Genomic DNA, 13,119 nt, shown 5'->3' on the forward strand with positions numbered 1-13,119 from the left:
CGGTAGATGAAAGGGAAGGCAGCAGTCGCAACATGTACGGCGAGAGGTCGGAAGTTACGCTCTTGGAGTAGCGAGCAGGGCGCTACGGTGAAAAGAGAAGGGATATCGTTCCCGCATGCGGCTCAACATAATATGATCGAAGAAATCCACTGCGCTGGCTGTGGTGTCGCCATTCAAACGGAAGACACAAAAGCACCAGGATACGCACCTAAATCTGCACTTGATCGTGAAATGGTCATTTGCCAACGTTGCTTTAAATTAAAGCACTACAATCAAATTCAAGATGTATCGTTATCGGACGATGATTTCGTTAAAATCTTAGACGGAATCGGTCAAAAAGATGCACTTGTCGTTAAAATCGTTGATATCTTCGATTTTAATGGAAGCTGGTTACCGGGATTACATCGGTTCGTCGGTAAAAACGACGTCTTACTCGTCGGGAACAAAGCCGATTTATTACCGAAGTCACTCAACCCGAACCGTCTCATGAACTGGATGCGTCAAGCATCGAAAGAACTTGGATTACGTCCAGTCGACGTTCATCTGATCAGTGCGAAAAAAGGGCACGGAGTCGATGAACTCGCTGAAAAAATCGATTATTATCGAAAAGGCCGCGACGTCTATGTCGTTGGTTGTACGAACGTCGGGAAATCGACGCTGATCAACCAAGTCATCAAACGCTTTGGTGAAGAAGATGAAGCCGTCATCACGGTCAGTCACTTCCCAGGAACGACACTAGACTTGATCGACATTCCACTCGACGATAACTGTAACCTGTATGATACACCGGGGATCATCAATCATCATCAGATGGCTCACTATGTTGATGCAAAGGACTTGAAGCTGATCACACCGAAAAAAGAGATCAAGCCACAAGTCTTCCAAATCCATCCGCAACAGACACTCTTCTTCGGAGGTCTTGCACGATTGGACTATATGGAAGGGAACAAGCGTTCATTCGTCATCTACATGTCGAACGAATTGAAAGTTCACCGGACGAAGCTTGAAAAGGCAGATGATTTATACGCGAACCACAACGGTGAGCTGTTGTCTCCGCCAAACGAAAAGACGCGTGAGATGCTACCGCCGCTTGTCCGTCATGAATTCAGCCTCCGCGACAACATGAAGACGGATATCGTCTTCAGTGGACTCGGGTGGGTTGCGGTTCACGGAAAAGGTGGACGTGTCGCTGCTTACGCCCCGAAAGGTGTCGCTGTATCCTTACGTGAGGCGCTCGTCTGATGCGCTTTGCCGTTATCGGTCATCCGATTGCCCATTCACTTTCACCTGAGCTGCATACAGCTTGGCTGGAAGCGGCTGGGCTTTTCGGCTGTTATGACCTCATCGATGTAACGGAGCAGCAATTGCCGCAAATCATTACGAAATTACGCATACATCAGCTAGACGGAATCAATGTGACGATTCCACATAAAACAGCAATCATTCCGTATCTGGATCGGCTAGAGCCGGCAGCTCAAAAAGCAGGCGCCGTGAATACGGTATATCGGCAGGATGGGCAGTTGGTTGGTGCGAATACAGATGGAATCGGATTCGTCCGCGCGTTGACAGAACGTCGTCCGTCATTTCAAAAGACGCTCGTTCTTGGTGCGGGCGGTGCGGCGCGAGGCATCATTGCTGCGTTGCCCGGAGATGTGACGATCACGAATCGTACAGAAGAACGCTCTAAGGCAGTTGCCGATGAATTCGGAGCAACCGTTCTACCATGGCAAAAAACATTTGATTTAACGAGTTACGACGTCATCATCAATACGACTTCTGTCGGGATGGCGCCACATATCGAGGCATGTCCGATCGAATTGACGGAGACGCACGCCTTGATTTGTGATATTATTTATCGACCGACGCCGACCCGTCTATTGCGTGAAGCGACCGAAAAAGGTCTCGACACACTTGACGGCGTCCCGATGTTCGTCTTACAAGCGGCTGAAGCATTTGAACGCTTCACCGGACAAGCACCTGACCTTGCACTTGGCGAGCAGGTGATACGAAAGCAATTGGAGGAATTTTAATCATGTTAACAGGTAAACAAAAACGTTTTTTACGCGCGACAGCTCACGACTTAAACCCGATTTTCCAAGTCGGTAAAAATGGAGTCGGAGAAGCGATGTGTGCTGATTTGATGGATGCGCTCGAAAAACGGGAACTCTTGAAAGTACAAGTATTGCAAAATTGTGCGGACGCACCGAAGGATGTCGCACAAGAACTCGTCGCAGGAACGAATGCTGAACTCGTTCAAGTCATCGGAAAAGTCATCGTTCTCTATAAAGAATCAAAAGAGAACAAGACGCTCGAATTGCCACGATGAAAATCGGACTGATGGGCGGAACGTTCGATCCTCCGCATATCGGTCATCTCCTGATTGCCGAACAAGCGCAGGAACAACTCGAACTCGATGCGGTCTGGTTCGTACCAGCGAATGTGCCACCGCATAAACAACGTACAGTCACAGACGCAACCAAGCGTTTACGCCTTGTAGAAGAAGCAATTGCATTGAATCCTGCTTTTTCCGTCTCAGCAATCGAGTTTGAGCGCGAAGAGCCTTCCTATACGTATGATACGATTCGTGCACTCAAGCACCGGTACCCGGAGCATGAGTTTCTATTTCTCATTGGAGCAGATTCACTCGTGAGTCTCGATACGTGGTATCAAGCCGAACAGTTATACGAGGAAGTCGTCTTTGGTGCCGTCGCTCGACCAGGCAGTCGGTATCTGATTCCGCGTGGTGCCCGTGTGAAAGCGGTCGATATGCCATTGCTAGAAATTTCTTCGACGGATATCCGGCAACGGGTCGCGCGTGGACGGAGCATTCGCTACCTTGTACCGGAAGCCGTTCGACAACGGATTGAGGAGTGGAATCTATATGCGCCTTGAAGAAGCACGTCAAATCATTGAGCGTACGTTGCCTGAGCGACGCTATGTGCATACATTAGGTGTCGTCGAGACAGCGCGACACTTAGCTCTTAAATATGGTGTTGACGAAGAAGAAGCAACACTTGCTGCTATGCTTCATGATTATGCGAAATACCGAGATACGAATGAGATGCGTTCGATTGCCGTTGAATTGAATCAACGTGTTTTACTCGATTATGATGACGAACTGCTTCATGCGCCAGTAGGTGCGGAGCTTGTCCGTCGAGAACTTGGTCTTGATTCAGACGTGATTTATCAGGCCATCGCAAATCACACGACGGGGGCACCCGGTATGCCGTTGCTCGATCAAATCATCTTCGTCGCGGATGCGATTGAACCAAATCGCAGTTATCCAGGTGTCGAAGCGCTTCGTGAAGTAGCGGAGCAGGATTTGACGGACGCCGTCATTGCAACACTCAGTCAGACGATTCATTTTTTATGTAAAAAACAAGCCATCATCTTTCCGCGAACGATTGAGACTTATAATGCCTTCGTCGCGGCCAAACGAAAGGGGACCGTCCTATGACAGTCGAACAAGAATTACAATTAATCGTAAATGCCATCGACGATAAACGCGCTGAAGATATCGTCGTCCTGAATATGTCGAGCATCTCACCAGTTGCCGACTACTTCGTCATCTGTGAAGGGAATTCAGAAAAACAAGTACAGGCAATCGCACGTGAACTCAAAGAAGTCGCGCACGAACATAACCTGCCGATCAAACGTCTCGAAGGATTCGATGCGGCACGTTGGGTGTTAGCGGATCTTGAAAACGTCGTCGTTCACGTCTTCCACCGTGACGATCGTGATTACTATAATCTCGAAAAACTCTGGGCAGATGCTCCAAAGGTTGAAGTCGAGGTCAACTAATGGCATACGAACAGTTCGCCTACATCTATGATGAATTGATGCAAGACGTCCCGTACGATCAATGGGTCGACTGGGTCAAAGCATACGTTCCGACTGGCAGTACGATTGCTGATATCGGATGTGGAACGGGTACGGCGACGCTTGCATTAGCGGCACACTATGAGATGCTCGGAATCGATTTATCGGAAGAGATGCTCGAAGTCGCGCAGGAAAAAGCGATGGAAGAGGGATTACGCATTCAATTCTGGGCGCAAGACATGCGCGAAATCGAATTGCCGACACCTGTCGATGCCGCGACGATCCTATGCGACTCCTTGAACTATCTCCGGACGGAAGAGGATGTCAAACAGACGTTTACACATGTAGCAGCAATCCTCAAAGAGGGTGGACGTCTCTTATTTGATACACACTCTCCATACAAGATGGAAACATTGTTCAATGGAAAGACATATGCGACACATGCGGAGCAAAGTTCGTATATCTGGTTCGCGGATCCTGGTGAAGCACCGCTTTCTGTCGTCCATGAACTGACTTTCTTCATCGAGGAAGAGGACGGTCGCTATGAGCGTGTCGATGAAACGCATCATCAGCGGACGTATCCTCCAGCACAGTACGTGACGTGGTTACGCGACGCCGGATTCCGGGTTCTTGCGGTCACAGGCGATTTTGGACCGGATGCTCCTTCTGAGACAGCCGAGCGGATTTTCTTCGTTGCTGAAAAAATGTAAAAGTAATCTCATCCGTCTTCTTTAAGCGATACACGTTCGTGTTGCTCGAAGAAGACGGATTTTTTGTTCGTCAAACAGATGCTAATTCAAAGTAACGGTATGGATGATATGACCTTTATCCGACATAACACACCGTATCATGTTGTAAAAGAGTGGTTAGTACGTATTCCTTCGTTTCCTGAAGTCCGTAGCGACCTGTTAGAGTCGTGGAAAAAGGAGGGATTCGTCTTGACCGTTCCACGTTTGCAACAGATCGCAGGTCTCGTCGTCGTCCTGCTACTCATCATTTTATTGTTCGTACCATTACCCTCTTGTTCGAATGAAGCGATGGTCGATCAACCGTCCTTAACGGATAAACAACAAGAGGCAAAAGCAGAGCCAGCAGAAAAAGATACCTCGATTCGTGACAAACTCATCATTGTCGATGTGAAAGGGGCGGTAGAAGCACCTGGACCCTATCAATTTCACCTCGGTGATCGAGTGAAGGATGCAATCGAAAAAGCAAAGACGACTGAGAAAGCTGACATTCGACAAATGAATCTCGCGGCACGTCTCATTGATGGACAGGAAGTCATCGTGCCGGTAAAAAAGACGAAAGATCAGCCGAAACCAACGAAACGCTCAAAAGCAGAGATACCAAAAGGACTGATTGACCTCAATGCGGCAACGGCGGAACAGTTGATGGAGGTTCCGGGAATCGGTCCTGCCAAAGCAGAAGCGATCTTAGCCTATCGTGAGGAGAAGGGGGGATTTGCGACGTATGAATCACTCGGAGATGTGAAGGGCTTTGGGGAAAAGACGTTAGAATCGCTTAAATCCTACCTGATCGTCTACTGATGCCACTTCATGCGCTGTTCGTTCTCTTACTCATTGTCGCCATTAAAGAATCGATCTGGTGGTTAGTGACGCTGATGCTATTTACTGTCATGAAGTCATGGTCTTTTTCAATCGGTCGTCTTTTCTTTTTGTTCATTCTGAGTTGTCTATTCATCGGAATGGGTCATCTGTCACCTGAACCGCACGACGTCTCGTCTGTTGACATCTTATCAGGTAAGCGTAATGGGGATCGAATTCGCTATGAGGCGGAGAGCAACGGTCAATCGATTCTATTGACGGCAACGATTGCAGAAGATGAGACAGGATACGAACGAATCGGTTACTCCTGTCACGTCGATACGGAACCGCTCGATGTCCGTCAACAATCGAATGCGGGAGGTTTTGACGAACTGCAATTCATGCATACGAATCGTTACGCTGGAAAGTGGGAAGTACATTCGTTTGATTCCTGTCATCCGACACTTGGATATGCGGCAGAAGGAAGACGGGTACGTGAAGCATGGTTGAAACGGATAGAAGACTTGTTACCACAAAAGCAAGCATTCTACGTCGAAGCACTTGTATTTGGTGAGGATCGATTAATGGATCAAGTGACGCTCGAACGGTTTAAGAAATTCGGCTTATTACATGCGATCGTCATCTCAGGATCACATATCGCTTTTTTAGTGTTTAGTCTGCTGTACGTCTTACGAAAAATCAGGATGACAAAAGAAAAACGACTTGATATCGTTCTGATCTTACTGCCGATGTACGGATGGTTGACGGAGTGGAGTCCTCCAGTCACTCGGGCTGTGCTCGTCGCGATCATTCTGTTGCTCGGTCGTCGTTTCCACAAACCGTTAGATCCGGTCGAGGTCATTGCGGGGGTCGCGGCTTTTCAATTAGCGATTCAACCAAATGTCATTTACGATATCGGATTTCAATTGACGGTCGGACTGACGCTGTTTCTTGTGCTGTCGAGACGACTCATGGGTTCGGCTCGTCGTCCTTGGAACTGGCTACTTATCAGTGCGTGGGCACAATTCGGAACCCTTTTGTTTTTACAGGGGATTGAACAAACAACGGTTTCAATCTGGTCTCCGTTGTTGAATTTATTAATTGGTGGCTGGATTGAGTGGGTGATTCTGCCGGGATCTTTCATTCTGGCGACGCTTCAATTTTTACCGCTCAGTTCGACGTTTCAGATCGCGCATCAGTACGCGATTCAATGGATGGACCAAGCGTTACGACTGGCGGAGAATCTGCCGTTAGCAATGGTTGCCGTTCCAGCATTTTCTCCGATCGTCTTGACAATCGTCGTTGTCGGAACAGTAATCGCTTGGTATATTGCTGAGCGGAGATGGTGGGGGCATGCTCTCCCGCTGATTCTTTTGCTTACGGCATGGGGTTACACAGAGTGGCACGTACCTGAACAAATCACGTTTTTAGATGTCGGGCAAGGGGATAGTATCGTACTTGAGAAAGCAGGAGAAACGTTCGTCGTAGACACAGGTGGTGTTTATCAGCAAACGACACATCCACTGCTCCGTCCGTTTGATCCGGGTAGTCATATCGTCGCGCCCTTTTTATTCACACGAGGAGAAGCAGAAATCGACGGTCTCATCGTGACGCATGCTGATCATGATCACGTCGGTGGACTTCTAGGATTACTGCGTCAAGTTCGCGTGAAAACCATTTATTTAGGTGCGTATGACAACACGGATGAGAAGCGAAACGATTTGATTCGTTCGATCGAAGCAACTGGGACGCGTGTCGAGTTCGTTCAAAAGGGGCAAACGATTCGTCCCTGGTTACATGTACTTGCACCGACAGGACGAAAAGAAGAAGAGAATGATCGGTCTATCATATTACTTGCACAGATTGCCAAACAACGTGTTTTACTGACGGGTGACGCTGGCCTAGCAATCGAGGACGAATTAAGCGTTGGACCAATCGATATTCTAAAAGCAGGTCATCATGGTTCGAACACGTCGACCGGTGAAGAACTCTTGCAGAAGACAAATCCGAAGATTGTCATCTTATCAGTCGGACGAAAAAATCGATACGGGCATCCGCATCCGGACGTGCTTGAGCGGATCGGGACAGATCGGATCGTCTTTCGAACGGATGAGGACGGGAGTATAACTTGTTCTTCAGCGGGCTGTGAACCTATGATAAAATAAAAAAACAGCAACCCCCCAAGGTTGCTGTTTTACTGATTATAGACTTAAGAACTTAATTGCGACACCGATGATGAACAAGACTGCGAAGAAGCCGAATGATGCACCAAAACCAACGGCAGAGTCGAGCGCATCGTTGCGTTTTGATTGAATATCGTTTTCGAACGCGTTTTCACTTGGTGGGCGTACTGAATGTGCCATGCTGCATTCCCCCTTAATAGATTCCGCTTCTAGTATAGCGGAATAAAAGAGGATTATCTATGATGAAGTTAAGAACAAACTGTGAAATGTGGTGGGAATGATGAAAACTCCTTGGCTCGTCAACGGAAAATTAGCGAATTTATACTTATTATATGGAACAGAACGACACTTGTTAGAAGAATGGGAACGTGAAATCGTAAAAGCGGCTCTTCCGGACGGAGAACGCTTTGATTATATGAAAATCGATTTGAACGACCAACCGCTTGATGCGGTACTCGATGAAGCGGAGACGGTCCCCTTTTTAAGTGACTATCGCGTCGTCGTTGCAAAACCTGCAACGTTTCTGACAGGGGCAAAAGATAAAAAACAACATAACCTCGAACGGTTAGCGGATTATATCCTACAACCGGCAGACTACGCGGTCGTCGTCTTGATCGTCGAAGCAGAAAAGCTCGATGAACGAAAAACCGTCGTCAAACGATTGAAGGAGCGCGCGACGGTGTTAGAAGCGAAAAAACCGACGACCGAAGAGTTGTTCCGCTTCGTTCTGGATGCTGTCAACGACAAAGGATACCGGATGGAACGTCCGGCAATCGAGCGACTCATTTTCTTGACTGCTGAGATGTGGGGGACATTAGCCCATGAACTTGAGAAGTTGATGTTGTTTGCAGGGGACCGACCAACAATCGAAATCGAGGATGTCGATTTGCTTGTTCCGCGGACATTAGAGGACAACGTCTTTCAATTAACGGACTACTTGATGAAGCGTCAACTCGAACCAGCGATCCGCTTGATTCGCGACCTTGAAAAACAAGGACAGGAAGTGTTGGCTCTCCTTGGACTGATGGCACGCCAATACCGGATGATGTTGCTGTCGAAACGATTAGCAGAACAAGGATACGGAGAACGACAAATCGCATCAAAAGTCGGAGCTCATCCGTATGCGATCAAATTGGCACTCCAGTCTGCCAAACGGTTTACGTTTGCGCAGCTCGAGCAAGCACTCATCGCCATCACGACGACAGATGAAGGTATGAAAACAGGACGCGGTGATAAGAAGATTCTATTCGATGCGTTGATTGTTCGCTTAGCGACGCTATAAGAGGAGGCAAACGATGATGGAAGTCCAGATCATTACAGCAGAAGAGGTCATCCCATTACGGCATGATGTGTTACGTCCCCATCAACCACGTGAAGCATGTATCTACCCAGACGATGCGCTTGCATCGACGTTTCATCTCGGCGGGATAAAAGCACAACAAATCGTCGCAATCGGTAGTTTCTCGGAACAATCGCATGCACAAGCGCCAGGAGCGACGTATCAGCTTCGTGGTATGGCGTCGAGTGAAGAAGTGCGTGGTGAAGGATATGGTCGGGCGCTGATCGAAGAAGCCCGTCGTCTATTGAAAGAACGACAAGTGACAGCATGGTGGTGTAACGCCCGCGTCACGGCACTTCCTTTTTATGAGCGCCTCGGACTGGAACGTGTTGGAGAACCGTTCCTCATTGAAGGGATCGGTCTTCACTATGTCATGATCGATCGTCTAGACGACAAGTAAGACAAGAAATGGCGGACGAAGGAATCGTTTTACACGAGTCCTTCGTCCGCCATTTTAGATCATATAAAAAATCGCCACTGGAGAACCCTCCTAGTGGCGACCCATCACCGTATTCTTCGGAAAGAATTAAAGTGCGTTTACGAGTTTAGCGAGACGTGATTTGTCACGACCAGCTTTGTTGCTGTGGATGAGACCTTTAGCAGCAGCTTTGTCGATTTTTTTAGAAGCTGTAGCGAAAGCAAGGACCGCTTGGTCTTTGTTACCTTCAGCTGCGAAAGTTTCGACTGCTTTAATCGCTGAACGCATTGCCGATTTACGTTGTACGTTAGCGACGCGGCGTTTTTCAGCTGTTTTAACGCGTTTGATTGCTGATTTAATGTTAGCCATGGATGATTCACCTCCAATAAAACTCATTCGAGATTTATATTCGCATATCTGCAGTTATCGTTCAACAGAACAAACACAATTGTAGCAAACGTTTTTCTTAAAAGCAATACGACGTCTAGGGAATCTTCACATTTTGTTTTTCGGGTAAAACAAAACGAGATAGTACAGTGAAGCGCTTTTTGGTATAATGAACCGTATGTACGTTTGAAAATAAGGTAAGGTGACTCTAAACATGACGAATGAAGACCGTTTAAAGCGGCAGAAGAGTATTCGTAACTTCTCGATCATTGCCCATATCGATCACGGGAAGTCGACACTCGCTGACCGAATTTTAGAAAAAACTGGCGCGTTGACATCGCGCGAAATGAAAGATCAGACACTTGATGCCATGGATCTCGAACGTGAGCGTGGCATCACGATTAAACTCAACGCTGTTCAATTGAAGTATACAGCAAAAGATGGGGAAGATTACATTCTTCACCTCATTGATACACCTGGACACGTCGACTTCACATATGAAGTCTCGCGTTCACTTGCAGCTTGTGAAGGGGCTGTCCTCGTCGTCGATGCGGCGCAAGGAATCGAAGCGCAGACGCTTGCGAACGTTTACTTAGCACTCGACAACGATCTCGAAATCCTTCCGATCATTAACAAAATCGATTTACCTTCTGCGGATGTCGAACGCGTCCGTCAAGAAATCGAAGATGTCATCGGACTTGATGCATCTGAAGCCGTTCCGACTTCTGCGAAGGCAGGGATCGGGATCGAAGAAATTTTGGAGCAAATCGTCGAGAAAGTACCAGCTCCGACGGGTGATCCGTCTGCACCACTCGAAGCATTGATCTTTGACTCCTATTATGACGCTTACCGTGGTGTCGTAGCATCGATTCGAATCGTCAACGGAACAGTTAAAGTCGGCGATAAGATCCGGATGATGTCGACAGGTAAGGACTTTGAGGTTCTGGAACTTGCCGTTGCGACACCAAAACCATTACGTCAGCAAGAATTGACGGTCGGTGATGTTGGGACGTTGTCTGCGTCGATCAAAACGGTCGGCGACGTACGTGTCGGGGATACGATTACGCTTGCGAAACAGCCAGCTACTGAAGCACTGCCAGGATACCGGAAGATGAATCCGATGGTATACTGTGGACTCTATCCAATCGATGCTGCGAAATACAATGATTTACGAGAAGCGCTTGAAAAACTACAACTCAGTGACGCGGCGCTTGAGTTCGAACCAGAGACATCACAAGCACTCGGATTCGGATTCCGTTGTGGATTCCTCGGGATGCTCCACATGGAAATCATCCAGGAGCGGATCGAACGTGAATTCAACATCGATATGATCACGACGGCACCATCGGTTATCTATCACGTGACGACGACAGCGGGTGAAGTCTTGCACGTCGATAACCCATCGAAGATGCCGGATCAGCAAAAAGTCGAATTCATCGAAGAGCCGTTCGTTAAGGCTGCTGTCATGACACCGAATGATTACGTCGGTGCGATCATGGAGTTGTGTCAAAAGAAGCGTGGGACATTCGTTGACATGCAATACATCGATACGACACGTGTCAAAATCACGTATGAGTTACCGTTATCTGAGATCGTCTACGACTTCTTCGATCAGTTGAAATCGAGTACGAAAGGGTATGCGTCACTTGATTATGAATTGATCGGCTACCAACAGTCGCGTCTCGTCAAGATGGACATCCTGCTCAACAACGAGAACGTCGATGCGCTCAGCTTCATCGTTCACCGTGACTTCGCGTACGAACGCGGGAAAGTCATCGTTGATAAGTTGAAAGAATTGATTCCGCGGATGCAGTTCGAAGTGCCGATACAGGCCGCTGTCGGAACGAAGATCGTCGCTCGTTCGACGATCAAGGCATTACGGAAGAACGTTCTCGCGAAATGTTACGGGGGAGATATCTCTCGGAAACGGAAGCTGCTCGAGAAGCAAAAAGAAGGTAAGAAACGCATGAAGATGGTAGGCTCAGTAGAGGTACCGCAAGAAGCCTTCATGTCCGTTCTATCCATGGACGAAGATTAAACAGGTGGGGGGCGCTTGCGTCCCCTTTTTGGTTTTTATAGAGAAAGGATGAGGCGAAATGGGAATACGCGCCGCATATGTCCACATCCCTTTTTGTGAACATATTTGTTATTACTGTGATTTCAATAAAGTCTTTTTAAAGAATCAGCCCGTCGATGAATACCTCGATGCGCTCGAACGCGAAATTGAACTGACGTTGAAACAATACCCGACGGATCATCTCGAGACGATCTTCATCGGTGGCGGAACACCGACAGCATTGAACGAACCACAGATGCAACGGTTGATGGAAATCATTCAGAAGCACTTGTTGCCACTAACAGGTGATGATTTAGAATACACGGTCGAGTCGAATCCAGATGGTGTATCAGAAGAGAAACTCGATATCATGAAGGCGGGCGGTGTCAATCGCGTCAGTTTCGGTGTCCAATCGTTTGATGACGGTTTGCTCGAACGCATCGGTCGGACGCACCGGGAAGCAAAAGTCGCGCAGACGCTCGACGCAGCAGCGAAACGGTTTGATAACATCTCCGTCGACTTGATGTTCGGCTTACCGAATCAGACGCTCGATCAGGTCCGCTACGACGTCTCGCGGGCACTTCAATTACCGATCACGCATATCTCCTCCTATTCGTTGATTTTAGAACCGCACACGGTCTTTGCGATTCAAGAGCGAAAAGGAAAGTTACCGCTACCGACGCAAGATCTCGAGGCAGAGATGTATCAAGTGATGATCGATACGATCGAAGCAGGTGGATATGCGCAGTATGAGATCTCGAACTTCGCGCAAACAGGAAAAGAGAGTCGTCATAATCGCGTCTACTGGGAAAACGATGAGTACTACGGATTCGGTGCAGGATCACACAGCTATATCAATCAGACGCGTCGTGCGAACATCGCACCAATTCCGCACTATATCAAGGCGGAAGGGTTACCGGTTCGAAAAGAGACGCCGTTGACGAACGTCGAGCGGATGGAAGAAGAGATGTTCCTCGGACTTCGAATGAAGGATGGCGTATCACTCGAACGTTTCCAGACGAAATATGGAGTAGCGTTTGAAGATGTGTTTGGTGATGTCATGAAACGTTTATTGCCAAACGGTCTCGTCGAACAGACGGAGACACATATCCGTTTAACGCCAGCCGGTGTTCCATTAGCGAACGAAGTCTTTGCAGAATTCATCGGTGAAGCGCAGGTTCAATGAGTCTTGAATAAATGAAAGGAAGCGGTGTTCCCTTAAAAAAGAGGAAGACCGCTTCTTTTCATTTTTTGGATTTCCTTAAAAAATAGGCAGTCGTTCCGATGACCGCGATGAACAGCCAGACAAAGACTCCTGCCATTGCCAATAATTCAATCATCCGATTCATCCTTTCCGTTCTTTGTTTCACTGT

Annotated in this window: 15 protein-coding genes; 13 read left to right on the forward strand and 2 right to left on the reverse strand. The window is 47.9% G+C overall.

The window, feature by feature from the left end:
* Positions 1–132: 132 nt before the first annotated feature.
* The 9 genes from yqeH (at position 133) to KNQ12_RS08245 (ending at position 7,528) form a co-directional block, all read left to right on the forward strand.
* The gene (yqeH, locus tag KNQ12_RS08205) at positions 133–1,242 is read left to right on the forward strand and encodes a ribosome biogenesis GTPase YqeH (protein ID WP_023467421.1); all 1,110 of its coding nucleotides are present in this window, start codon (positions 133–135) and stop codon (positions 1,240–1,242) included.
* Positions 1,242–2,030, forward strand: a complete 789-nt coding sequence (gene aroE / locus KNQ12_RS08210) for a shikimate dehydrogenase (protein WP_214747482.1) — start codon at positions 1,242–1,244, stop codon at positions 2,028–2,030. Before yqeH ends, aroE begins: the two co-directional genes overlap by 1 nt.
* Before the next feature lie 2 nt (positions 2,031–2,032).
* Entirely contained in the window at positions 2,033–2,326 is a 294-nt protein-coding gene (gene yhbY, locus KNQ12_RS08215) for a ribosome assembly RNA-binding protein YhbY (RefSeq protein WP_023467424.1), read from the forward strand.
* Positions 2,323–2,892, forward strand: a complete 570-nt coding sequence (gene nadD, locus KNQ12_RS08220) for a nicotinate-nucleotide adenylyltransferase (RefSeq protein WP_064300344.1) — start codon at positions 2,323–2,325, stop codon at positions 2,890–2,892. Before yhbY ends, nadD begins: the two co-directional genes overlap by 4 nt.
* Positions 2,882–3,457 carry a bis(5'-nucleosyl)-tetraphosphatase (symmetrical) YqeK gene (gene yqeK, locus KNQ12_RS08225; RefSeq protein ID WP_023467426.1) on the forward strand — a complete coding sequence of 192 codons (576 nt, stop codon included), beginning with the start codon at positions 2,882–2,884 and terminating at the stop codon, positions 3,455–3,457. The genes nadD and yqeK overlap by 11 nt, the downstream gene beginning before the upstream one ends.
* Positions 3,454–3,801, forward strand: coding sequence for a ribosome silencing factor (rsfS, locus tag KNQ12_RS08230; protein ID WP_023467427.1), 348 nt, complete (start codon positions 3,454–3,456; stop codon positions 3,799–3,801). The genes yqeK and rsfS overlap by 4 nt, the downstream gene beginning before the upstream one ends.
* Entirely contained in the window at positions 3,801–4,529 is a 729-nt protein-coding gene (locus tag KNQ12_RS08235; protein ID WP_023467428.1) for a class I SAM-dependent DNA methyltransferase, read from the forward strand. The genes rsfS and KNQ12_RS08235 overlap by 1 nt, the downstream gene beginning before the upstream one ends.
* A gap of 228 nt (positions 4,530–4,757) precedes the next feature.
* On the forward strand, positions 4,758–5,366 hold the full coding sequence (locus tag KNQ12_RS08240) for a helix-hairpin-helix domain-containing protein (protein WP_214747485.1): 609 nt from the start codon (positions 4,758–4,760) through the stop codon (positions 5,364–5,366).
* On the forward strand, positions 5,366–7,528 hold the full coding sequence (locus KNQ12_RS08245) for a DNA internalization-related competence protein ComEC/Rec2 (RefSeq protein WP_214747488.1): 2,163 nt from the start codon (positions 5,366–5,368) through the stop codon (positions 7,526–7,528). The genes KNQ12_RS08240 and KNQ12_RS08245 overlap by 1 nt, the downstream gene beginning before the upstream one ends.
* Before the next feature lie 36 nt (positions 7,529–7,564).
* On the opposite strand, the gene KNQ12_RS08250 is transcribed toward KNQ12_RS08245, so the two are convergent.
* Positions 7,565–7,726, reverse strand: coding sequence for a YqzM family protein (locus KNQ12_RS08250; RefSeq protein ID WP_023467431.1), 162 nt, complete (start codon positions 7,724–7,726; stop codon positions 7,565–7,567).
* 100 nt (positions 7,727–7,826) lie between these two features.
* On the opposite strand from KNQ12_RS08250, the gene holA reads away from it, so the two are divergent.
* A complete protein-coding gene (holA, locus tag KNQ12_RS08255; protein WP_023467432.1) occupies positions 7,827–8,828 on the forward strand; it encodes a DNA polymerase III subunit delta in 1,002 nt (333 codons plus the stop codon).
* Between the two features lie 13 nt (positions 8,829–8,841).
* Positions 8,842–9,285, forward strand: coding sequence for a GNAT family N-acetyltransferase (locus KNQ12_RS08260; protein WP_251055771.1), 444 nt, complete (start codon positions 8,842–8,844; stop codon positions 9,283–9,285).
* Positions 9,286–9,411: 126 nt separating this feature from the next.
* On the opposite strand, the gene rpsT is transcribed toward KNQ12_RS08260, so the two are convergent.
* Positions 9,412–9,672 (reverse strand): 30S ribosomal protein S20, encoded by a 261-nt coding sequence (gene rpsT, locus KNQ12_RS08265; protein WP_023467434.1) that lies wholly within the window; start codon positions 9,670–9,672, stop codon positions 9,412–9,414.
* Between the two features lie 232 nt (positions 9,673–9,904).
* On the opposite strand from rpsT, the gene lepA reads away from it, so the two are divergent.
* Complete coding sequence (gene lepA / locus KNQ12_RS08270; RefSeq protein ID WP_023467435.1) at positions 9,905–11,728, forward strand: translation elongation factor 4; 1,824 nt, start codon at positions 9,905–9,907, stop codon at positions 11,726–11,728.
* A 58-nt stretch (positions 11,729–11,786) separates the two neighbouring features.
* Positions 11,787–12,932 (forward strand): radical SAM family heme chaperone HemW, encoded by a 1,146-nt coding sequence (gene hemW, locus KNQ12_RS08275; RefSeq protein ID WP_035398414.1) that lies wholly within the window; start codon positions 11,787–11,789, stop codon positions 12,930–12,932.
* The last annotated feature ends 187 nt before the right edge of the window (positions 12,933–13,119 follow it).

It is taken from the genome of Exiguobacterium sp. s11, from assembly GCF_018619015.1.
Lineage (GTDB): Bacteria > Bacillota > Bacilli > Exiguobacteriales > Exiguobacteriaceae > Exiguobacterium_A > Exiguobacterium_A indicum.